Origin of the sequence: Pseudoalteromonas sp. Hal040 (genome assembly GCF_037162425.1) — a bacterium.
Lineage (GTDB): Bacteria > Pseudomonadota > Gammaproteobacteria > Enterobacterales > Alteromonadaceae > Pseudoalteromonas > Pseudoalteromonas gelatinilytica.
On record NZ_JARLUU010000001.1, the window covers coordinates 452,469 to 476,227 of the forward strand.

At 41.1% G+C, this 23,759-nt stretch carries 20 protein-coding genes; 15 read left to right on the plus strand and 5 right to left on the minus strand.

Going from position 1 to position 23,759, the window contains the following annotated elements; translation table 11 throughout:
* Window positions 1–48 precede the first annotated feature (48 nt).
* The 3 genes from P4S60_RS02070 to nadC form a co-directional block, all read right to left on the minus strand.
* The gene (locus tag P4S60_RS02070; RefSeq protein WP_337114850.1) at window positions 49–1,377 is read right to left on the minus strand and encodes an O-antigen ligase family protein; all 1,329 of its coding nucleotides are present in this window, start codon (window positions 1,375–1,377) and stop codon (window positions 49–51) included.
* A gap of 49 nt (window positions 1,378–1,426) precedes the next feature.
* The gene (locus tag P4S60_RS02075; protein WP_337114851.1) at window positions 1,427–1,849 is read right to left on the minus strand and encodes a pilin; all 423 of its coding nucleotides are present in this window, start codon (window positions 1,847–1,849) and stop codon (window positions 1,427–1,429) included.
* 493 nt (window positions 1,850–2,342) lie between these two features.
* Complete coding sequence (gene nadC, locus P4S60_RS02080) at window positions 2,343–3,191, minus strand: carboxylating nicotinate-nucleotide diphosphorylase (RefSeq protein WP_337114852.1); 849 nt, start codon at window positions 3,189–3,191, stop codon at window positions 2,343–2,345.
* Between the two features lie 187 nt (window positions 3,192–3,378).
* On the opposite strand from nadC, the gene ampD reads away from it, so the two are divergent.
* From ampD to P4S60_RS02135, 11 genes are all read left to right on the plus strand, one after another.
* A complete protein-coding gene (gene ampD, locus P4S60_RS02085) occupies window positions 3,379–3,921 on the plus strand; it encodes a 1,6-anhydro-N-acetylmuramyl-L-alanine amidase AmpD (RefSeq protein ID WP_337114853.1) in 543 nt (180 codons plus the stop codon).
* 21 nt (window positions 3,922–3,942) lie between these two features.
* Complete coding sequence (gene ampE / locus P4S60_RS02090) at window positions 3,943–4,794, plus strand: beta-lactamase regulator AmpE (protein ID WP_337114854.1); 852 nt, start codon at window positions 3,943–3,945, stop codon at window positions 4,792–4,794.
* 379 nt (window positions 4,795–5,173) lie between these two features.
* Entirely contained in the window at window positions 5,174–5,923 is a 750-nt protein-coding gene (gene pdhR / locus P4S60_RS02095) for a pyruvate dehydrogenase complex transcriptional repressor PdhR (protein WP_036965924.1), read from the plus strand.
* A gap of 85 nt (window positions 5,924–6,008) precedes the next feature.
* Complete coding sequence (aceE, locus tag P4S60_RS02100) at window positions 6,009–8,675, plus strand: pyruvate dehydrogenase (acetyl-transferring), homodimeric type (protein WP_337114855.1); 2,667 nt, start codon at window positions 6,009–6,011, stop codon at window positions 8,673–8,675.
* 9 nt (window positions 8,676–8,684) lie between these two features.
* Complete coding sequence (aceF, locus tag P4S60_RS02105; protein WP_337114856.1) at window positions 8,685–10,583, plus strand: pyruvate dehydrogenase complex dihydrolipoyllysine-residue acetyltransferase; 1,899 nt, start codon at window positions 8,685–8,687, stop codon at window positions 10,581–10,583.
* 188 nt (window positions 10,584–10,771) lie between these two features.
* A complete protein-coding gene (gene lpdA, locus P4S60_RS02110) occupies window positions 10,772–12,196 on the plus strand; it encodes a dihydrolipoyl dehydrogenase (RefSeq protein WP_063702946.1) in 1,425 nt (474 codons plus the stop codon).
* Window positions 12,197–12,568: 372 nt separating this feature from the next.
* Window positions 12,569–13,210 carry a tRNA-uridine aminocarboxypropyltransferase gene (locus P4S60_RS02115; protein WP_337116812.1) on the plus strand — a complete coding sequence of 214 codons (642 nt, stop codon included), beginning with the start codon at window positions 12,569–12,571 and terminating at the stop codon, window positions 13,208–13,210.
* 793 nt (window positions 13,211–14,003) lie between these two features.
* A complete protein-coding gene (locus P4S60_RS02120; protein WP_337114857.1) occupies window positions 14,004–15,008 on the plus strand; it encodes a Fe(3+) ABC transporter substrate-binding protein in 1,005 nt (334 codons plus the stop codon).
* Between the two features lie 77 nt (window positions 15,009–15,085).
* A complete protein-coding gene (locus P4S60_RS02125; RefSeq protein ID WP_337114858.1) occupies window positions 15,086–16,720 on the plus strand; it encodes an ABC transporter permease in 1,635 nt (544 codons plus the stop codon).
* A complete protein-coding gene (locus P4S60_RS02130) occupies window positions 16,717–17,760 on the plus strand; it encodes an ABC transporter ATP-binding protein (protein ID WP_337114859.1) in 1,044 nt (347 codons plus the stop codon). The genes P4S60_RS02125 and P4S60_RS02130 overlap by 4 nt, the downstream gene beginning before the upstream one ends.
* A 61-nt stretch (window positions 17,761–17,821) precedes the next feature.
* Entirely contained in the window at window positions 17,822–18,721 is a 900-nt protein-coding gene (locus P4S60_RS02135; RefSeq protein ID WP_054562779.1) for a Dyp-type peroxidase, read from the plus strand.
* On the opposite strand, the gene argR is transcribed toward P4S60_RS02135, so the two are convergent.
* Window positions 18,718–19,185, minus strand: coding sequence for a transcriptional regulator ArgR (argR, locus tag P4S60_RS02140; RefSeq protein ID WP_063702957.1), 468 nt, complete (start codon window positions 19,183–19,185; stop codon window positions 18,718–18,720). The genes P4S60_RS02135 and argR overlap by 4 nt on opposite strands.
* A 225-nt stretch (window positions 19,186–19,410) precedes the next feature.
* Here argR and mdh point away from each other — a divergent pair, with 225 nt between their 5' ends.
* Window positions 19,411–20,346: a malate dehydrogenase gene (mdh, locus tag P4S60_RS02145; protein ID WP_105181340.1), complete on the plus strand. Its 936-nt coding sequence runs from the start codon at window positions 19,411–19,413 to the stop codon at window positions 20,344–20,346.
* Between the two features lie 89 nt (window positions 20,347–20,435).
* Here mdh and ispB read toward each other — a convergent pair whose 3' ends face one another.
* Window positions 20,436–21,407: an octaprenyl diphosphate synthase gene (ispB, locus tag P4S60_RS02150; RefSeq protein WP_337114860.1), complete on the minus strand. Its 972-nt coding sequence runs from the start codon at window positions 21,405–21,407 to the stop codon at window positions 20,436–20,438.
* 410 nt (window positions 21,408–21,817) lie between these two features.
* On the opposite strand from ispB, the gene rplU reads away from it, so the two are divergent.
* The 3 genes from rplU to cgtA all read left to right on the plus strand — a co-directional run bounded on the left by rplU (window position 21,818) and on the right by cgtA (window position 23,708).
* Window positions 21,818–22,129 carry a 50S ribosomal protein L21 gene (rplU, locus tag P4S60_RS02155; RefSeq protein WP_036965957.1) on the plus strand — a complete coding sequence of 104 codons (312 nt, stop codon included), beginning with the start codon at window positions 21,818–21,820 and terminating at the stop codon, window positions 22,127–22,129.
* 16 nt (window positions 22,130–22,145) lie between these two features.
* Window positions 22,146–22,403 (plus strand): 50S ribosomal protein L27, encoded by a 258-nt coding sequence (gene rpmA / locus P4S60_RS02160; protein ID WP_054551015.1) that lies wholly within the window; start codon window positions 22,146–22,148, stop codon window positions 22,401–22,403.
* A gap of 150 nt (window positions 22,404–22,553) precedes the next feature.
* The gene (cgtA, locus tag P4S60_RS02165; RefSeq protein WP_063702966.1) at window positions 22,554–23,708 is read left to right on the plus strand and encodes an Obg family GTPase CgtA; all 1,155 of its coding nucleotides are present in this window, start codon (window positions 22,554–22,556) and stop codon (window positions 23,706–23,708) included.
* Window positions 23,709–23,759 lie beyond the last annotated feature (51 nt).

Here is a 23,759-nt window from a genome sequence, read left to right on the forward strand (position 1 = left end):
TATTGTAATGTTTTAAAATATTATTCTGAAAGTTTAGATTGTTATATTTCATAATCTATGAGCGATAGACCAAAACCTTGGCCCAATTATATAACCTGTATCAGGGTTCATTTTTTGATAGGTTTCTAAAGCCACCCATCCATAAAAATACCACACTGCGGCTATTATGATAGCAAAAAAAACTAATTTCCATCTTTTAAACTTAACTAATGCTAGAGCTTTATTTGAAGTTCGAGCCAGCAGTAGACCCCATATAATAAATAGTAACGTTTGTGAAACTGGCATTACATGTACTCCTGATAACAAAGAATATATAAGGCCAGAGATGAAGGAGTAAAGTAGTGCTTTTGACGAACTGTCTTCATTATTTACTACAAGATAAGTGACAGCATTTTTAACTGTTAAATAAATAGCTAAAGATAAAAAAATAAATGCTAAAAAGCCCCATTCGTTAATAATCTCTATAACAGAAGAGTGAGGGTGGCTCATAGGGGCTCGACCTTCTAATGAGATTTGAAATACTCCTGGTCCATTGCCTATAAAAAGTTGTTGCCAGGTGAACTCAGAAATAGTTTCTTGCCATATGAATAACCTGCCTGAAGAGCTTGTATTTAAAGAAGTTTCTCCGAAGCTGAAAAGTACATTACAGGTGTAATAACTTAAAAAACCGATTAAAAGGCAAACAAATGCAATTTGGTACTCTTTTCTTTGATGTTTATCAAAAAGTTGAGATAGCAATAAAATAATAATAAAAGTTAATAAAGCACCTCTTGCATGCCCTATAAACATTAAGAGAAAGTTTAAAGTAAGAAAAAAGCATACTACGCGTTTAACATCCTTATGTTTCAATAAGAATATTAGTAAAGGTATTATGAAAACTTGAACTTGATTAAAAAATCGAATGTTGATGAAATTTTGATAGATTACAAATGGGTTAAGCTGTACTTGGTCAGCAATGGAGAAAATTACATTCAAAAAGCAAACTAATACCAGGATGCTATGAATGATTACAATAGAGACTATAAAATAGAGAGTTCTCTTCTTACTTTCGTCATTAAATACTGCTAAAGAAAGTATAAAGAGGAAAGAAAAGTGAATTGTATAAAATAAACTGAAATTTTCTTCTTTTGATAAAATAGATGAAATAACCCCCATTATGATAAATAGGTATATTAGTTTGCTTATTATGGGAGTTGAAAGCTGTTTTTTGCGTGCGCTGAGTTTTATTAAAAAAGTTATGGAACTTAAAGACAGTAAAATTACTTGTAATATTCTTTGGTGATTATGATAATCAAAAGAATATACTGGAATAAATGGTAGAAGTGTTAAAAAGAAATAAAATACACAAAGAGTTGTTATAAAAGGAAATGTTTTCATCTTGAAAAGTTAAAGTGCCTCTGAAAAGGCACTTTAACAAAGCTAAGTATTAAGACTGTGGGCAGCTTTTTGGTGCTAAATCTTTGTTATCAGTAGACAAGCCTGTAGTCGCACAAGTCCAAGCTCCTGTAGAATTATCTCTAGTCCAAGTTACAACTGCGCTAGCTAGTTGTGATGGTGCATTTACAATAGTACAAACAATTGTTGAGTCAGATGCTGTAATTGTACAATTTTTCGTTGAAGTGTTTTTGATGCTTTTAAGATCTGAAACGCTAGAAATTGTTTCACCGTTGTTTTTCTTGATTTCAAACTCTGTCTTTGCACCAGTAATTTCAGCTAGACCAGCTGTTAATTTTGATGATGCTTGGTAGTCAGAGTATGCAGGAAGAGCTACTGCAGCAAGAATACCTATGATTGCAACTACAATCATTAATTCAATTAGGGTGAAACCCTGTTGGTTTTGTTGTGTCATTTGTTCCTCTCCTAAAGGATATGATGATTTAGTAAGTTTAGCTGTAACTTCAGCGTTGTAAAACCATTGCTTAATTTACAGGATAAATCTTACAGTTTTACTTAAAACAACTTTTATTAACGCTTAAATGTTAACAAAGTAGTAAAAACCTTACTGGTTAAGCGTGTATAAATTTACTTTAGCATCAATAAATGTTTTTGGAAGCTATTTTCCTGTTCAGTAAGCAGTTTTTCAGAACTTTCCTACCTTTGTTTGATGTAAAATAAGCTTAGTTACACATATTTGTACTATTTATAGACACCGCATCCTTGCAGGAACTTATTGAATTGATTGCAATCTTGTGTAGGTTCAGGACGTGCGTATACAAAATAGTCAAAAGCGCTAAAAAGATATTGATTTTTTGTTATCTGTTCAGGCTTTTGACGTATTTAATGCTTTTTTTATTTTCTTGTCAACGAATTAGGTAAAACATTAAATACGTATAAAAGAATTTTTAGCCGTTAAATCGCATTGAAAGATCGATTGATTGTAAATTTTTTGTAAGTGCGCCACTTGAAATAAAGTCAACACCGGCCTGTGAATAGGCTTTTAAAGTTTCAAGTGTCATGTTGCCTGATACTTCAAGCTTTGCTCGCTTATCTGTAAGCACAACTGCTTGTTGAATTTGCTCTACAGTAAAGTTATCGAGCATGATGATATCAGCTCCCGCAGTGATCGCTTGTTCAAGTTCATCAAGTGATTCTACTTCTACTTCAACTGGCTTGGCAGGATGGTTTACTTTAGCTTGAGCGACAGCTTTATCAATACCCCCGCAGGCAGCAATGTGGTTTTCTTTAATTAGGAATGCATCAAAAAGACCGATGCGATGATTCGCGCCGCCGCCACATTTTACAGCATATTTTTGTAACGCACGTAATCCTGGAATTGTTTTACGCGTGTCGAGCAGCTGTGTAGTCGTACCCTCAAGCTCTTTTACATAATGAGCTGTTGTTGTTGCTGTACCAGAGAGGGTTTGTACAAAGTTAAGAGCAGTGCGCTCTGCAGTTAAAATAGCACGAGCTGAGCCAGATGCTGTAAAAAGTGTGCTATTTGCAGCTACTTTGTCACCGTCATTTACGACTACGTCAACTTCAACTGAAGGATCAACTTGCTTAAATACTTCTAAAATAATGTCTTTACCACAAAATACACAGTCTTCACGAGTAATTACTTTAGCATTAGCTAGCTCATTTTCTGGAATTAGTTGCGCGGTAATATCACCGTCATTTGAGCTTTGGTAATCTAAATCTTCATCAAGGGCGAGTTTTACCAGTTGGCTAATTAAAGTGTGAGGGACTGACATGTCTAAAGCTCATTGTTTATTAATAAATTGGCGAAATTTTACTATGTTTAACCCCTTAATAGAAGACAAAGATCGGTCATAGTAAAGTATCCTTACTCTTACTTTAAGTGATTGAATCAAAGCAACTAGACCCTGAGATTTTAACCCTTTACACTATTTAACTTTATTGTCATCGTTAGTTTTTAATATGCATATAAATGAATTGGGCCAATTAAACAATGTGTTACAAAGGCCCTGTACACATTACGATGAGCGCCCTGAGGGCGAGGTGTCATTACTAGTTATTCATAATATTTCATTGCCAGCAGGGCAGTTTGCAACGCCTTATGTTGATGATTTATTTATGGGGGCAATTGATTGTACGGCGCACGAAAGCTTTACTGATTTAAAAGGCTTAAGAGTCTCTGCGCATTGCTTTATTCGTCGCACTGGTGAAGTTATTCAGTACGTGCCTTTTGAAAAACGAGCTTGGCACGCTGGTATCTCAACGTTTGAAGGCAGAGAGCGCTGCAATGATTTTAGTGTGGGCATTGAGCTTGAAGGTACCGACACCTTGGCGTATACCCAAGCCCAGTATAATGCATTACACTTAGTGACTAAGGCGTTGATGGCAAAGTACCCTGACATAAACCGTTCGCGCATTGTTGGCCATTGTGATATTGCACCGGGCAGAAAAACTGACCCTGGAGCGAGTTTTGATTGGCAATACTATTTTGATTTAGTGTTTTAGTTAAAGGATATAGGTAAAAGCATGATCTTAATTTCAATAATTATTGCTTTGGTAATTGAGCGTTTAGGGGCTCGAGCTAACTACTGGCAAATCGGTTTTTATGCCAATACCTATCTTAAGCACTCGCAAAAGCAACTCTCAGAAAAAGGCTTATTTAATTCGCCAATTGGCTTTTTGATTTGGTTAATGTTACCTGTAGTGGCTGTTGCATTAATCTATCAACTATCCGAATTTATCATCTGGCAGCTGGCTGTGAATGTTGCTGTACTACTAGTTTGTTTTGGCTGTGCTAAGCAACGTGCTTTATATAAGTCTTACTTAAATGCGTTAACCCGCAACGACCAAGAAGCAGCTACCTTATATGCATTACAAATGGGTCAAAAGAAAACAGAAGACGACCCTCAAGGTGAGACTTTTGGCCAAACTTTAGCTTGGCTAAATTTTCGCTTTTATTGTGCAGTTATTTTTTGGTTTGTGGTTTTAGGTGTGCCTGGCGCGGTGCTTTACGCATTAGTTCGTACTTTTGCTGACAAAGTAAGGGATGATCACAGTGTTGCCTATGCTAAGCGTTTTAAACTAGTACATAGCTTACTGTTTTGGCTCGATTGGTTACCAGCTCGGGTTGCAAGCTTTGGTTATTTAGTGATTGGTAACTTTAATAAAGGTACCAGTTGTTGGCTGAAGTATGTGCTCGACTTTTCAGTGAGTAACCGAAAAGTTGTTACACAAACCGCACTTGCTGCTGAGCAAATTGAGCAGCAACATTTTGGCTGTACTTATGAAGCTACTTGCATGATGAAGCTTGTAAAAAGAAACGTATTGTTCTTTTTGGTGATCATCGCAGCACTTACTTTATTTGGTGGCTTGGCGTAGGCGCGATTTTATATCGCGTTTTGATTTATAGGTGTTTACGAGTTTTGTCGCGGGGTAAACCCGCTGCTACAAAGCTGCTCAATTCAACTAACATCTAAAACCTTACCTCTAAATAGCTTTGTTCGCCAATCTGGTCTGACCATTTCTTTTTTATTGTTTTTTCCTTCAGAAAAAGCCACTTTAATCCATACTGTTTAATCTTTAGACGAATTACGTTAGGGTGTAACTAGGCGCTGAACGTAGTGAAATTGACAGAAATACGGGTTTTTGATAACGTATGCGACAAATTTGGTATGACCAATTTACCTTTTTGGTCAAAACACAAGGCTAAATACCCGATATTTATGGGGTTAGCGCATAACAATGCGGACGTTAATAAATGTCTTTAAAGATTAAAGCAGCAAAATTATCTGATGTAATTTTACAACAACTTGAGAATATGATTCTTGAGGGGTCGTTAGCGCCAGGCGAAAAGCTGCCTCCGGAACGTGAATTAGCGAAACAATTTGAAGTATCGCGACCTTCACTGCGTGAGGCGATTCAAAAGCTAGAAGCCAAGGGGTTAGTAACGCGTCGTCAAGGAGGCGGAACGTTCGTAAAAAATCAGCTTGAAGAGGGGCTCACTGATCCGCTTTTTGATTTGATTAGTAAGCATCCAGAGTCACAATTTGATTTACTCGAATTTCGTCATGCCCTTGAAGGAATTGCAGCATATTATGCAGCTATGCGTGGCACGACGAATGACTTCAAAAAAGTAAAACAAAGCTTTGACAACATTGCGCTCGTTAATGACGACATTGTGCAAAAAGCAAAAGCAATAAATGCATTTCATTTTAGTGTGGCAGAAGCGTCTCATAACGTTGTACTGCTACATTTAGTACGTGGTATGCAGGCCTTGCTAGAGCAAAATGTATTACAGAATTTAACTGTACTGTTAAAAAAACCACAGATCAGCCAGCAGCTCGCAGAACATAGACGACTGTTGATGGATGCGGTTATTGAAGGAAACCCAGAGCAAGCACGTCTTGCTAGTAATGCTCACTTAGCCTTTATCGAAGAAGCCTTACTTGAGGCTGGCAAAGAGCATTCGCGAATTGAACGTAGTTTAAGACGCACCAAACAACATTAAGCAAGTGATTAGCTAAGTTTAGTTAACTACTTAATTTTAAGATTTATTAAAATAATTAGTATTTTAAACATAAGGAAACCTCCATATGTCTGAAGTCAATAAAATTGACGTAGACGCGCTAGAAACACAAGAGTGGTTACAAGCCCTTGAGTCTGTTGTGCGTGAAGAAGGTGTTGAACGTGCTCAATTCTTACTTGAGCAAGTGTTAGAGCAAGCCCGTTTAGACGGTGTTGATATGCCTACTGGCACAACCACTAACTACGTTAATACCATTCCGGTAGATCAAGAACCTGCTTACCCAGGTGACGTAAACATTGAACGTCGAATTCGTTCAATCATCCGTTGGAATGCGATCATGATCGTATTACGTGCGTCGAAAAAAGATCTAGACTTAGGCGGCCATATGGCGTCTTACCAGTCTTCAGCGGCATTCTATGAAGTATGTTTTAACCACTTCTTCAAAGCACCAAACGATGTTGATGGCGGTGATTTAGTCTATTACCAAGGTCACATTTCTCCAGGTATCTATGCACGTGCATTTGTTGAAGGTCGTTTAACTGCTGAGCAACTTGATAACTTCCGTCAAGAAGTTGATGGTAAAGGTCTTCCTTCATACCCACACCCTAAATTAATGCCTGAATTCTGGCAGTTCCCTACGGTATCTATGGGTCTTGGTCCAATTGCCTCAATCTACCAAGCTCGTTTCTTAAAATACCTAGACGGTCGTGGCTTAAAAGACACTAAAAACCAACGCGTGTACGCTTTCTTAGGCGACGGTGAGATGGATGAGCCAGAATCACGTGGTGCAATCTCTTTCGGCGCGCGTGAGAAGCTAGATAACCTATGTTACCTAATCAACTGTAACCTACAGCGTTTAGATGGCCCAGTAATGGGTAACGGTAAGATCATTCAAGAGCTTGAAGGCCTATTCAAAGGCGCAGGCTGGAACGTGATTAAAGTTGTATGGGGTAGTGGTTGGGATATCCTACTTGCTAAAGATACAACAGGTAAATTACTGCAGTTAATGAACGAAACGATTGACGGTGATTACCAAACTTATAAAGCAAAAGATGGTGCATACGTTCGTGAACACTTCTTTGGTCGTTACCCAGAAACAGCTGCGCTTGTTGCTGATATGACTGATGAAGAGATCTTCGCACTTAAGCGTGGTGGTCATGAGCCTTCAAAACTTTTCGCTGCATTCAAAAAAGCGGAAGAAACCAAAGACCGTCCAACTGTGATCCTAGCTAAAACTGTAAAAGGTTACGGCATGGGTGAAGCGGCTGAAGGTAAAAACATCGCGCACCAAGTTAAGAAAATGGACATGACGCACGTAGCACACCTACGTTCACGTCTAGGTTTACAAGATCTTGTCTCTGATGACCAGTTAGCTGATCTACCATACTTAACGCTTGAAGAAGGTTCAGAAGAGCACAAGTACCTTCACGCTCGCCGTGAAGCACTACAAGGTTACACGCCGAAGCGTATTCCTAACTTCTCTGAAAAATTAGTATTACCAGAAGTTGACGCGTTCAAGCCGTTACTTGAAGAGCAAAAACGTGACATATCTACAACAATGGGCTTTGTTCGTGCACTTAACGTGTTACTAAAAGACAAAGGCATTGGTAAAAACATCGTGCCTATCATCGCCGATGAAGCGCGTACATTTGGTATGGAAGGTTTATTCCGTCAAATCGGTATTTATAACCCACATGGCCAAAACTATACGCCGCAAGACCGCGACATCGTTTCTTACTATAAAGAAGCAACTTCAGGTCAGGTATTACAAGAAGGTATCAATGAGTTAGGTGCAATGTCATCATGGGTTGCTGCTGCAACATCATACAGCACTAACGATTTACCAATGATCCCATTCTACATCTACTACTCAATGTTTGGCTTCCAACGTGTAGGTGATATGGCGTGGATGGCTGGTGACCAGCAAGCACGTGGTTTCTTACTAGGTGCTACGGCAGGTCGTACTACACTAAACGGTGAAGGTTTACAGCACGAAGACGGTCATAGCCACATTCTTGCTAACACAGTTCCTAACTGTATTTCTTATGACCCAACATTCGCATACGAAGTAGCGGTAATCATGCAAGACGGTATTCGTCGCATGTACGGTGAAGACCAAGAAAACGTGTTCTACTACCTAACGCTAATGAACGAAAACTACCATCAACCAGCAATGCCAGAAGGCGCTGAAGAAGGTATTCGTAAAGGTATCTACAAACTTGAAACTGTGGCTGGCGAGAAAGCGAAAGTACAGTTACTAGGTTCAGGTACTATCATGATTGAAGTGCGTAAAGCGGCACAAATCCTAAGCGAAGAGTATGGTATTGGTTCAGATGTATTCTCTGTAACGTCATTCAACGAGTTAACACGTGACGGTCAAGATGTTGAACGTTTCAACATGCTTAACCCTGAAGCAGAGCAAAAGACTGCTTACATCACAAATGCATTAACAGATGCAGTGACTGTTGCTGCAACAGACTACATGAAGAACTACGCAGAACAAGTTCGTTCATTTGTACCAAGCAGCAACTATAAAGTGTTGGGTACTGATGGTTACGGTCGTTCTGATAGCCGTGAAAACTTACGTCGTCACTTCGAAGTTAATGCGGGCTATGTTGTGGTTGCAACATTATCTGAGCTTGCTAAACGTGGTGAAGTTGAGAAGTCAGTGGTTGTTGAAGCAATCAAGAAGTTCGACATCGACACAAACAAAGTTAACCCGCTATACGCATAAGAGGTTCCAATGAGTATTGAAATTAAAGTACCAGATATCGGTGGCGATGACGTTGAAGTAACCGAAATCCTTGTTAGCGTTGGTGATAAGGTTGAGGTTGACCAATCGTTATTAACGGTTGAAGGCGACAAAGCATCAATGGAAGTACCTGCTGCACAAGCAGGTACGGTTAAAGAAATTAAAGTAGCTGAAGGTGATACGGTAACGACCGGTTCACTTATCATGATCTTCGAAGGTGAAGAACAAGCTGCTGCGCCAGCACAATCGAAAGAAGAAGCACCTGCTCCAGCAGCTGCATCTTCAGCTTCTGCTACACAGGAAGTGACTGTGCCAGATATCGGTGATGATGAAGTTGAAGTAACTGAAATCATGGTTGCGGTAGGTGACACGGTTGAAGAAGAGCAATCTTTATTAAGCGTTGAAGGCGATAAAGCATCAATGGAAGTACCTGCACCATTTGCTGGTACTGTTAAAGAGATCAAAATCGCGACTGGCGATAAAGTGAAAACTGGCTCTTTAATCTTCGTTTTTGAAACAGCATCAAGCGGCTCTGAAGCACCTGCAACAGAAGCAGCGCCAGCTGAAGCGGCTCCGGCAGCAACGGCATCTGGTACTAAAGAAGTAAACGTGCCTGATATCGGTGGTGATGAAGTTGAAGTAACCGAAGTGATGGTTGCTGTTGGCGATAAGGTTGAAGAAGATCAATCAATCTTAAACGTTGAAGGCGATAAAGCATCAATGGAAGTACCTGCACCATTTGCTGGTACTGTTAAAGAAATCAAAGTAGCAGCTGGCGATAAAGTATCAACTGGCTCACTTATCTTTGTATTTGAAGTAGCCGGTAGTGCGCCAGCTGCAGCGGTGCCTGCTCCTGCAAAAACTGAAGCAGCGCCTGCACCTGCAGCAAAAGCGCCTGCGGCTGAAAAGCCTGCGTCAGCATCTGCAAGCAACGAAGGTTTTGCAGATAACAAAGCCTATGCACATGCATCGCCAGTTGTACGTCGTTTAGCGCGTGAGTTTGGTATTAACCTAGCGAACGTAAAAGGCACAGGTCGTAAGAATCGTGTCGTGAAAGAAGACGTACAAAACTACGTGAAAGATCTTGTGAAGAAAGTTGAGTCAGGTCAACTATCTGCAGGTAAAGGTAATGCCGGTGGCGGCGAGCTAGGTCTTATTCCTTGGCCTAAAGTTGATTTTGCTAAGTTTGGTGAAATCGAAGAGAAAAAACTTTCTCGTATTCAAAAGCTATCAGGCGCTAACTTACACCGTAACTGGGTGCAAATCCCGCATGTTACACAGTTTGACGAAGCTGATATCACAAGCCTGGAAGTATTCCGTAAAGAGCAAAATGCGCTTGCTGAGAAGAAAAAGTTGGGTGTTAAAATCACACCACTTGTGTTTGTAATGAAAGCAGCGGCTAAAGCACTTGCTGAATTCCCAACGTTTAACTCTTCACTGTCTGAAGATGGCGAAAGCTTAATCTTGAAGAAGTACATCAATATCGGTGTTGCTGTTGATACGCCAAACGGTTTGGTTGTTCCAGTATTCAAAGATGTAGATAAGAAAGGCATCATTGAGCTTTCTCGTGAGTTAATGGAAATTTCTGCGAAAGCACGTGACGGCAAGCTAACGTCATCAGATATGCAAGGCGGTTGTTTCACAATCTCAAGCCTTGGTGGTATCGGTGGTACAGCGTTCACACCAATTGTGAATGCGCCTGAAGTTGCTATCTTGGGTGTATCTAAGTCAGAAATGAAACCTAAGTGGAATGGCAAAGAGTTTGAACCTAAATTAATGGTTCCATTATCAATGTCATACGACCATAGGGTTATTGACGGTGCCCTAGCAGCACGCTTTACTGTGACGCTAGCAAGCTACATGAGCGATATTCGTCAACTAGTGATGTAATCGTCTCGTAAATTATAAGAATCAAATCCCAGCAAGGTGTTTTTTGCTGGGATTTTTACCATTGGCAATGATACAATCTTTGCCATAGAACAATCTTGGTATAGATATCTGCTCTCCCTTTCTGCCTTGCAGAAACATGGCAGTTAAACATAGGGGCAGTGTCCCGTTCAAACATTTAAGGTAATAGCATGAGCAACGAATTAAAAACTCAAGTTGTTGTACTAGGCGGTGGTCCTGGTGGTTATTCTGCGGCTTTCCGTGCTGCTGACTTGGGCTTAGAAGTAACATTGGTAGAATCTCGCAACACATTAGGCGGTGTATGTCTAAATGTGGGTTGTATTCCTTCAAAAGCACTTTTACACGTAGCTAAAGTGATCGATGACGCTGCAGAAATGTCATCTCACGGCGTTACTTTTGGCAAGCCTGAAATCGACCTAGACAAAATCCGTTCTTGGAAAGAGTCTGTAATCGGTCAATTAACTGGCGGCCTAGACGGCATGGCTAAAATGCGTAAAGTGAAAGTTGTTAACGGTTACGGTAAATTCACTGGCAGCAACACAATTGCTGTTGAAGGTACTGACGGTACAACAACAATCACTTTTGACAATGCTATTATTGCAGCAGGTTCTCAACCTGTTAACTTACCTTTCATCCCTGAAGATGACCGTGTAATTGACTCAACAGGTGCACTAGAGCTTAAAGACGTTCCTGAGAAACTACTTGTTTTAGGTGGTGGTATCATCGGTCTTGAGATGGGTACTGTATACCGTGCGCTAGGTTCTGAAATTGACGTAGTTGAGTTTGCTGATCAATTAGTTCCAGCAGCTGATAAAGACGTTATCAAAATCTACCAACGTTACGTTAAAGATAAGTTCAACGTAATGCTTTCTACTAAAGTTGTTGGTGTTGAAGCGAAAGAAGACGGTCTATACGTTTCATTCGAAGGTAAAAATGCACCAGCTGACGCAGTACGTTACGACAAAGTACTTGTTGCGGTAGGTCGTACACCTAACGGTAAGCTTGTTGACGCTGATAAAGCAGGCGTTAATGTTGATGAGCGTGGTTTCATCAATGTTGATAAGCAGCTTAAAACAAACGTTGGTCACATCTTCGCTATCGGTGATATCGTTGGTCAACCAATGCTTGCACATAAAGCGGTTCACGAAGGTCATGTTGCTGCAGAAGTTATCTCTGGTCAGAAACACTTCTTCGATCCTAAGTGCATCCCTTCAATCGCATACACAGATCCAGAAATCGCATGGGTTGGTGTAACTGAAAAAGAAGCTAAAGAGCAAGGCTTAAGCATCGAAACTGCTGTATTCCCTTGGGCTGCTTCTGGTCGTGCAATCGCTTCAGCACGTACTGAAGGCCAAACTAAGCTAATCTTCGATAAAGACTCTGGTCGTGTTATCGGTGGTGCTATGGTTGGTATCAACGCAGGTGAAATGCTAGGTGAAATCGGCTTAGCAGTTGAAATGGGCGCAGACGGTGAAGACCTAGCGTTAACTATTCACGCTCACCCAACATTAAACGAATCAATCGGTCTAGCTGCTGAAATCTTCGAAGGTTCAATCACTGACCTTCCAAACAAAAAGGCAGTTAAAAAGAAGTAAGTTCTTTTGACTAATCGTTTTAAAAACCCAGCTTTGGCTGGGTTTTTTGCTTTCTTAGAGGTTAGATATCAGATGTTAGACGTTAGTTGATCGAGAGAGTGGTTTTATTTTTTGCAATTGAACAAAAGTTTGTCATACATGAAATGAATTATACTTGTTTAACCACTAACCACTAACCACTAACCACTAACCACTAACCACTAACCACTAACCACTAACCACTAACCACTAACCACTAACCACTAACCACTAACCACTTAGATTAATATCTATTCCCCATATTTTTAGCTACAATACGCGCCGTTTAATTTTCTGGTAAATACAGTGGCTACTATCTCAAATAATTCCGTGTTAGTGCTTCGCACTCAACAAATGGCTGAGTCTCGTCGTGAATTTAAAGCGCGAGGAGCAAAACTAACACGTTGTGAGCGATGTTTATTAGCCGAGCACTATTGTATTTGTGACGGCGTTGAGCAGGCAAAGTGCGATGCCGCAGTCTGTTTACTTATGTATCACAATGAGAGTTTTAAGCCGTCAAATACTGGCCGTTTAATTGCTGAAATCGTGCCAGAAAACTATGCCTTTAAATGGGATCGAACGAATCCTGATGATGCCTTACTGAGCTTGTTGGCGGATCCTCAGTATCAACCAATGGTTATTTTCCCTGCCAGCGATGTTGACGACGAAGTACGGGTGATCACCGAAGTAACTCCTGTTGAAGGTAAGCGTCCGTTGTTTATCTTTTTAGATGGTACTTGGCGCGAAGCAAAGAAAATGATCCGTAAAAGTCCTTATCTGGATAATTTACCCGTACTTTCAATCACACCTGAAAAGCTCTCGGATTATCGATTACGTGTAGCTCCACACGAACATCAACTAGGCACCGCTGAGGTGGCAATTATGGTACTTGCCCTTGCGGGTGAGAAAGACGCTACTCAAAAGCTAGAACAACATTTTATTAAGTTCAGAGATGCCTACCTGCTTGGTAAGCGAAATAAGGGGCGACCGGAGTAATAACTCTTTACTAAATTGTAGGCAAAAGAAAAGCGCGTACTATCACTAGTCGCGCTTGCGGAATCTTCTTAATTTTTTGCATCCTGCAATTGAATCTAATCAACTCCCTAAACTTTGCCAATCCATGCGATTACACTTTACTTATTGGTTCTGTGCAATATAAGGCAATCCAGCCTTGTTTCCTTATTAGTCCTTTACATCCTTGCTGGTAATTACTTTACCATTCCCTTACGTGCCATCCTGACACTATCCCTTTACTTGCAAATCCATTGCGATGCCCTAACGGCCTGTCCTTTATTCCACTTTTTGAACTTCCTGTATAACAACGTCCTGCTGTTATGCCATTCCACATCATCCTGATGTTGTCCGTAGGTTGTCACTCCATTGCGTTACTCTTCCTGAGCCTGTCCTTGATTCCTTATTCTCCTAATGAACCTTATTCCGCGGTTTTATGAGTAATGCTTCCTTATCCATCTACTCATTAAGCTTCTTGCTTAGTTGATGTAAGTAATTATAGAGAAATAGGAAGCGCTGAGTAGGTCAAAATCTTGTTTAAACTGCTGGTTATTTTATTGTCATTTAAACTAAGTTGTTTTATTTCAGCTGGTTATGGGTTTTTGTGTAGTGTTTTCTGGTGCTTTTTACTCAATAACTGCCATGCGGGTGAGATATGTCTTACATGTAAATTCCCAAATGGCAGCTTGGTTAGTTTATTTATGAGTTTAAACGGGTGCACTTTGCCCTAACTCTAGGTAAAATATTTTGATAATTGTTATTATTTAGGTGTAATAAAATGAAAAAAACAGCCTTTGTATTACTTAGCGCATTTTTAACTGCGCCAGCATTTGCTGCTGATGTAGTAAATATTTACTCGTTTCGCCAACCGTTCTTAATTCAACCTATTTTGGACGATTTCACCAAGCAAACAGGCATTAAAACTAATGTGGTATTTGCAAAAAAAGGGCTGATTGAGCGTGTTAAGCGTGAAGGTAAACACAGTAAGGCTGATTTAGTATTAACTTCAAATTTTAGTGCACTTATTCAACTAGAAGATTTAGGTTTAACGCAGTCAATCAATAGTGATGTGGTAAACGCGAATGTGCCAAGCACCTTTCGCGATGCAGATGGTCAGTGGATAGCACTTACTAAACGCGTACGTAATGTTTACTCTTCAAAAGAGCGCGTTGGTGCACTTGCAGAGCTAACTTACGAAGATTTAGCGGACCCAAAATACAAAGGTAAAATCTGTACTCGCTCTGGCAAACATCCATACAATTTAGGTTTAGTTGCTTCTATGGTCGCTCACCATGGCGAAGCAAAAACTAAGCAATGGCTTGAGGGGGTTAAAGCCAATTTAGCACGTAAGCCGCAAGGGAATGACAGAGCGCAAGTCAAAGCAGTAAAAGAAGGTTTATGTGATCTGGCGTTAGGCAACAGCTACTATTTTGGTAAAATGATGCAAGATGAGCAGCAAAAATCATGGGCTGAAGCGGTTTATATTAACTTTCCTAACCAAACAAACCGAGGTTCTCATATCAATGTATCGGGCGTTGTTATGACCCGTTATGCTAAAAACCCTGAAAATGCCTTGAAACTGATTGAGTATATGACCGACAATAAGGCGCAAAATATGTATGCTTCAGTGAATATGGAATACCCTGTAAAGCAAGGGGTTGCATTATCTGAGATGGTTGCATCATGGGGTGAGTTTAAAGAAGACACTCTTCCTCTTGATGAGATCAGCAAATATCGCCCTGTGGCACTGAAGCTGATTGATGAAGTAAAGTTTGATTTATAACGAGAACATTCCTCGTTACACAATTTTATAAAAGCTGTTTTTTAACAGCTTTTATTTTATCTGGTATTAATCCACTTATGCATGTGAAGTTTTCGCTGTCGCGTTGGCAGCTTATAGCCTGGCTTATTGGCCTGTTGCTTGTTACGCCATTAGGCTTTTTGTTATTTGAATCTCTGCAAGGGGATTCAGATGTATTTCAGCACCTTTTCGATACGGTGCTGTGGGATTATACCCGTAATACACTCATACTCATTGCAGGGGTAGGGCTGTTAAGCTGTGTAATTGCATTGCCGTTAGCTTGGTTAACTGCATATTGTGACTTTCCTGGGCGTAAGCAATTTGAATGGGCGTTAATGCTGCCTTTAGCAATGCCAACTTATCTTATCGCCTACGTGTATACCGACTTACTTGAGTACGCAGGGCCTGTACAGCTCGCACTCAGAGACTGGTTTGGTTGGCAATCACCAGACGATTACTGGTTTTTTGATATTCGTACATTGACTGGGGCTATTTTTATGATTGCCTTGGTACTCTATCCTTACTTATACCTAATTTTTAAAACGGCACTCAGAGAGCAGTCTTTTAAACTAGTGCAAGCTAGTCAGCTGATGGGCCTCTCACCATTACAAAGTTTTTTACGCGTTAGTTTGCCTCTTGGTCGTGGGGCGATTGTGGCAGGGGTTATATTAATCAGTATGGAGGCCATGGCTGATTTTGCTACCGTCAATTACTTTGCTGTAAGTACGCTCACTACCGCTGTATACGATACGTGGCTTGGCTATTACTCATTAACCGCGGCGGCGAAAATTTCAGGCATTATGTTACTGATTTTGTTTTTAACCATCATGGTTGAACGTTTTAGTCGTCGTAATCAAGCTGTGTATGAACGTCAGTCAAGCGTTAACAGCGCAACCTTGTATCGCTTAAAAGGCGGTGCGGCGTGGGCTGCAAGCTTGGCTTGCACCGTTGTGCTGGTATTGGCTTTTATCCTACCGGTTGGGGTGTTAGTTAAATACGCCATTGTCTATGCAGATGAAGCATGGAATGGGGCATTTTTTAATTACGCTTGGCAAAGTTTTAAAGTGGCTGTTGTGGTGAGCATTGCAACTATCCTATTGAGCTTATTGGTATTGTTTTATCAGCGCATTGCTAAACAAGCTTGCCCTTTGATCCCAGGGCGTTTAGCAAGTACTGGCTACGCCTTACCTGGTACTGTGTTAGCGATTGCCGTATTACTGCCATTAACACAGCTGGATGATGCATTAAATAATTGGCTTGAGCCTTTTGGTTTATCACCGGGGTTACTTTTAAGTGGCACTTTATTTGCGATGATCTTTGCTTACGTTGTGCGTTTTTATGCGATTGCACATGGCGCACTTGAAAGCAGTTTTTTACGTATTAGCCCTTCACTTGATATGGCCAGCCAATCAATGGGCAAAGGGCCCTTACAAACCCTTTGGCGAGTACATTTACCGCTATTAAAGCGCGGCATTTTAACAGCTGGCTTATTAGTGTTTATTGAGTGCATGAAAGAATTACCGGCCGCTCTATTACTTAGACCTTTTAATTTTGAAACGCTGGCCACCCATGTTTTTCAATATGTTAGTGATGAGCAATTGGAGCTTGCGTCAATTTCGGCCTTGTTTATCGTGTTAGTTGGGTTAATCCCTTTGTATTTCGTTAATCGTTCGATGGAGCAAAATCACTCATGAGTCATTTGATAATTAAAGACTTAGCTTATCAGTACAATGCGACTCAGGTTTTGAGTGAACTAAACCTCAATGTTGAACAAGATGAAATCGTCTGTTTGCTTGGCGCAAGTGGCTGCGGCAAAACCACCACCTTAAAGGCAATTGCCGGGATTTTACAGCCTGAGCAAGGCTATATGAGTATTGATTCTAAAGTGGTCAACGATAGCGGGCTGTTTGTTGCACCGGAAAAACGTAATATTGGCATGATGTTCCAAGACTATGCGCTGTTTCCTCATTTAACGGTGAGCGACAACATTGCGTTTGGCCTTAGCAACATGAGCAAAGCACAAAAGCGCGAGCGTGTAGATGAAATGCTTAGCCTTGTTAAACTCGATGGTTGTGCACAGCGATACCCGCATCAGCTTTCAGGTGGCCAGCAGCAACGAGTGGCAATAGCCCGTGCACTTGCTTACAAACCAAGTTTATTATTACTTGATGAGCCATTTTCGAATATTGATACACAAGTACGTTTTGAGCTTATCGCCGATATACGCCGCATTATTAAAGCTCAGCAGGTTTCTGCGGTATTTGTTACTCACTCAAAGGAAGAAGCTTTCGCATTTGCTGACACGCTTGCTGTTATGCATGGTGGAAAAATCGCCCAACAGGGCTCTCCGGAGCAGTTATTTAGTCAACCTAACTCAAAGGTGGTTGCAGAGTTTCTTGGTACGGGCATATACTTAACGGCAAAAGTATTAACGCCAACTGAATACGAAACGGCGTTTGGTGTGGTTCAGTCATTGACGGTAAGCAATACTAATTGCCAGCAAGGTCAAGTGTATATAAGACCGCACCATATTCAGTTGTGTGAAGCTGCGCACAGTGACGCAAACAGTTTAACTATCTTGCAAAGACGCTTTATCGGCACGCGTTATGTGTACCGTATCAATATTGCAGGGCAAGAGTGTGAAGTTGCCGCAGAGCAAGATCGCGTGTTAGCTGTTGAGCAGCCTGTAAAAATAAAAATAATGCCGCACACAGTCAATTTTTTTCATGATTAGTACTAAATAACAATCTTGAATCCTTGGCTTTGTGCAAATAACGAGAAGCTAAGGATTCACTATGGCGCAAGCGCAATCTGGGATTTGTGCTGAAGCAAACTTACATGGTTTGCACCTGTTTTTTAATGTTTACGATGGCCATGATGAGTCATTACGTAAAAAACTAAAACGCGTCAGCGTCATTCAAGATGAGTTTGCTGATCAGTTCTCAGAAGCCATGCTGTCGTGCGTGGTTGCCCTTGGTGCTCAGTATTGGCCGCATATCTTGCCCGAGTTTATTCCTAGTCAATTGCAAAGCTTTCCGAATGTAACTCACAGTGAGCATGTGATTAGTGCCCAGCCATTTGATTTGTTTGTACAAATTCGCTCAGACCGCGAAGATGTCAATCATCTATTTGCCCTGCAAATCCTAAAATTATTAACACCGGATGTTGAGCTGGTGGAGCAGGTTCGTAATTTTCGATTTTTAGACGGGCGTGATTTTAACGGCTTTATCTATGCGGGTGATACGCCGCATGGTCGCCAAAAGCGTAGTACAGCACTTATCGATAAACCGGGTCACTTTGAAGACCAAGGCAGTTATATCCATGTTCAGCGCTTTGTGCATGATTTGAGTGTCTGGCAGCATTTATCGTTGTCTGAGCAAGAGCAAATCATGGGGCGCACGCGTTTAGATAACACCTTGATTGTGCCTGCTGTAGAAACCAGTCATGCGGTTCGTAGTGAATTAAAAGATGAGCATGGCCAGCCACTATTGCTAAACCAAAGCATGCCATTTGGTGATGTGCATAAGCAGGGAATTTTAATGGTTTCGTGTGCTGCGCAAGGGGATGCGTTTGAACAGGTATTAAAGAGTCGCTTAGGGCAGGGCGATTGCTATGATCATTGGCTCGATTTTACTCAAGCCGATATGGGATCTGCTTTTTTCGCCCCGTCAGTAAACTTCTTAAAGCAACTTTAAACGGTATCGAATAAAGTGCGCACGCGCTCAAGCGTGACATCGATTTCAGAAATCTTCGCAGGGGCGATAAAAATAGTGTCGTCACCTGCAATCGTACCTAGTACACCATCCGCCTTACCGAGTGAATCAAGTAAGCGAGCAATTAATTGTGCTGCGCCTGGGCTAGTGCGAATAATAATCATCATTTCGTTATGCATAATATCGATAACAAGTTGGCGAAGCGGGCTTTTCGCTGTTGGCACACCCATTTCAGCCGGTAAACAATACACCATTTCTTGTTTTGCATTGCGAGTACGTACCGCACCGAACTTGCTTAACATGCGAGAGACTTTACTTTGGCTAATATTATCAAAGCCTTGCTCTTTTAATGCTTCGACAATCTCACCTTGTGAGCCGAAGTTTTCTTCTTTTAATAGCGCTTTAAACGCTTTGATCAGTGCTTCTTGTTTGTCTTGTGGTTGCATGTTTTCGTTTCTTTATTCATCAAATGTGGAGTAATTCTACACAACTCTGCATATTTATGCAGTATTAGTTTACAATGTCGTCCAAAATGCTGTGTCTTTACAGCTAAGTTTACAACTATGGTCGAAATTATACGCGAAATAAGCAGGATAAATTTGTTTTTAGTCGCTAATTTCATTATCTTTAGGGCCACAAATATTTCCTACCTCAAATTACGGAGAATTCCAATGAAAGTTGCTGTTTTAGGCGCAGCTGGCGGTATCGGCCAAGCATTGTCTTTATTATTAAAAACAAGTTTACCTGCAGGTTCTGAATTATCGTTATACGATGTTGCCCCTGTTGTTCCTGGTGTAGCGGTTGATCTTTCTCACATCCCAACAGACGTTAAAGTTGAAGGCTTTGGTGCTGACAGCCTAGACGCAGCATTAGCTGGTTGTGATATCGTTCTTATCCCAGCGGGTATGCCACGTAAGCCAGGCATGGACCGTGCGGACCTTTTCAACGTAAACGCAGGTATCATCAAAACATTAGCTGAAGGCATCGTTAGAAACTGTCCTAAAGCGTTAGTGGGTATCATCACTAACCCAGTTAACGGCACTGTGCCAATTGTTGCTGAAGTATTCAAAAAAGCAGGTACTTACGATGCTAACCGTGTATTCGGTATCACAACGCTTGACGTGATCCGTTCAGAAGCATTTGTTGCTGAACTTAAAGGTTTAAGCGCAACTGACGTTAAAGTTCCAGTGATCGGCGGTCACTCAGGTACTACAATCCTTCCTCTTCTTTCTCAAGTTGAAGGTGTTACTTTCACTGACGAAGAAGTTGCAGCATTAACTCCACGTATCCAAAACGCAGGTACTGAAGTTGTTAACGCTAAAGCGGGTGGCGGTTCAGCGACTCTTTCAATGGGTGCTGCAGCAGCACGCTTCTGTATGTCTTTAGTTAAAGGCTTACAAGGTGAAGAAGTTGTTGATTACGCATACGTTGCAGTTGAAAACGGTGACGCAGCATATTTCGCACACCCAGTTCGTTTAGGTAAAAACGGCGTTGAAGAAATCCTTTCTTACGGTGAGTTAAGTGCATTCGAAGAGCAAGCTAAAAACGACATGCTAGCTACTCTTAACAAAGACATCCAAGAAGGTGTTGATTTCATCAACGGTTAATTCCGACAGATGATAGGCGGTTTTTTAAATCGCCGAAAACAAAAAAGCCTGCATATGCAGGCTTTTTTAATGGCTCGAATAAATAGCGTTTAATGATCGCGGGCAACGGCGATGCGTGCCAAACTCTCTAATGCTTGTTTGTACGGTGTGTCTGGTAAGAAAGCAATACAAGCAATCGCTTTGTCAGCTTCTTGCTCAGCTTTTTGCATTGCAAACTCAAGCGCTTTAGTGTCAGCTAATGCTGCTAGAATGCTCTCTAAGTGATCCATACCATTGCCAAGCTCAATAGCGTCTCTAATTAGCTTCACTTGCTCTGGGGTGCCTTTTTGCATTGCGTAGATAAGCGGTAGGGTAGGTTTACCTTCAGCTAAATCATCGCCAATGTTTTTACCAAGTTGCTCAGCATCGGCGTTGTAATCAAGTACATCATCCACTAATTGAAATGCCGTGCCAAGATGCATACCGTATAAGTTTAATGCTTCAAGGGTTTGCTCATCTTGCTCGGTAATAATTGCAGCAAGGCCAGTTGCGGCTTCGAACAATTTTGCAGTTTTGCTGTAAATAACCTGCATGTAGCTTTGTTCTGTCGTGTCTGGGTCATTACAGTTCATTAGCTGTAATACTTCGCCTTCAGCGATAACATTCGTTGCATCAGCTAGAATTTGCATAATTGACATTTTACCTAGGCCAACCATCAACTGAAATGAACGTGTATAGATAAAGTCACCCACCAAAACGCTCGCTGCATTACCAAATTCAGCATTGGCTGTTGGTGTACCACGGCGTAAATGTGACTCGTCGACAACGTCGTCATGCAGTAATGTCGCGGTATGAATAAATTCGATGATAGTAGCAAGCGTAATATGGTCTTTGCCCTCATAACCGAGTGCTTTTGCCGCTAAAATGGCCAACATAGGTCGAACGCGCTTACCACCGCTGTTTACTATGTATAAACCGAGTTGGTTAACCAATGCGACATCTGAGCGCATTTGGGCGTGTATAAGTTGATTGACGTCATCCATTTCATTTTCGATTAACGTCTGGATAGCTTTTATATCCATTGATCTCCGAGCCAATATTTATGGGTATACGGGGCTGATTGTACAACAAAAAAAGCGCTTGCTCGATATTTTGTGATGATTCATTAAAAAAACACTGTAAAGTTTTTTATTTCAGATCAATTTTGCTGACATAAATTTATAACCTTGATTAATAAGTGATCAGCTTTTTGAATTTTAAAGGTGCGTATTATTAGCGTAATTTAATTGTCATGAGATCGTAAAAACCGCTTGGCATGTGGTGTTTTTAGGATAGAATAGGGGAAAATATTGAATTGCTCTCAATGCAGCTATTTTTTATTCATTTTATCGAAAAAGAGGCTTGCTAGTTTTTGCACATTAGCGTAAACTTCGCGCCCTATTGAAGAATATTTTAGTTGCGTCGATTTGAGGGCGCACAGACGGAGTTAATTATGTACGCGGTTTTCCAAAGTGGTGGTAAACAGCACCGTGTGACTGAAGGTCAAACAATTCGTCTTGAGAAATTAGACGTTGAAACTGGTGCAGCAGTTGAATTTGATTCAGTACTTTTAGTTGCTGATGGTGAGAAAATCGAGATCGGTGTACCGTTCGTAAACGGTGGTAAAGTAACAGCTGAGGTTGTTTCACACGGTCGCGGTGAGAAAGTTAAGATTGTTAAATTTAGACGTCGTAAGCATTCTCGTAAGCAAATGGGCCATCGTCAATGGTTCACTGAAGTTAAAATCACTGGCATTAGCGCTTAATTAGAGGTACTGAGAAATGGCACATAAAAAAGCAGCTGGTAGTACTCGTAACGGTCGCGATTCAGAAAGCAAACGCCTAGGTGTTAAGCGTTTTGGTGGCGAATCAGTTCTAGCGGGTAGCATCATTGTTCGTCAACGTGGTACTCGTTTCCACGCTGGCGCAAACGTAGGTATCGGTAAAGACCACACTATCTTCGCAAAAGCAGATGGTAAAGTTCAATTCGAACAGAAAGGTCCTTTAAACCGTAAATACGTAAATATCGTAGCTGAGTAATCATCTCGATATTTGAAAAACCCCGCCTTTGCGGGGTTTTTTGTTTTGAGGCGCATAAATATATACCTAAGCGCCTTGGCATTGGGTGCTGAATAGGGCACTTAGGTATATAATAGAGTTATTAACAAGCCAATCTTAAAGTGAGTAATCATGAAGTTTGTAGATGAAGTAGAAATTCGTTGTGACGCGGGTGATGGCGGCAGCGGTGTCGTATCTTTCCGACGTGAAAAATATGTACCAGATGGCGGTCCTGATGGCGGCGACGGCGGCGATGGCGGCAGCGTTTATCTACAAGCCGATGAAAACTTAAATACGTTGATTGACTATCAATTTGAGCGTTTTCATAAAGCAGAGCGCGGCACTAATGGTCAAAGCCGTAACATGACAGGTAAAAAAGGCGCTGATTTAACGCTTAAGGTACCTGTTGGTACGCGTATTACAGACGTTGATACAGAAGAGTCATTAGGTGATCTGACTAAACATGGTCAAAAAATTGTAGTTGCGAAAGGTGGTTTCCATGGCTTGGGAAATGCACGTTTTAAATCAAGTACTAACCGTGCACCTCGTCAAAAGACGTTGGGTACTCCAGGTGAAGTTCGCAGCTTACGCCTTGAGTTAATGCTACTTGCCGATGTTGGTTTGCTGGGTTTACCTAATGCTGGTAAATCAACATTTATCCGTAGTGTTTCGGCGGCAAAACCAAAAGTGGCTGATTACCCATTTACAACGCTTATTCCTAACCTTGGTGTAGTACGCCCAGATGCGAATAAATCATTTGTTATTGCAGATATTCCTGGTCTTATTGAAGGCGCTTCAGAAGGTGCGGGTCTGGGTATTCGCTTCTTAAAGCACTTAGAGCGTTGTCGTGTATTACTGCATATTATTGATATTATGCCAGTTGATGGTACTAACCCAGTTGATAATGCCTTTGCGATTATTAACGAGCTACACCAATACAGCCCTAAGCTTGCTGAAAAGCCGCGTTGGTTAGTATTTAACAAAATCGACTTATTGCCAGAAGATGAAGCCGAAGCACTGTGTAATGAAATTGCCGAAGAGCTAGGTGAAGAGGTTAATGTTTACCGTATCTCTGCTGCAAACAAGCAAAATACCCAAGCATTGTGTCATGACATTATGGCGCTGCTTGATAGTATGCCGAAAGAGAAATTCGCTGAAGAAGAGAAAGAAGAAGTTGAATTTAAGTGGGATACTTATCATCAGAAAGCAACATCTCAAGATGATGATGATTGGGATGACGACTGGGATGATGATGACTACGATGTAGAAGTTATCTACCAACGATAAAATTTTAAACTGAAAAGGAGCCATGCGCTCCTTTTTTATTAATAAGAAAAA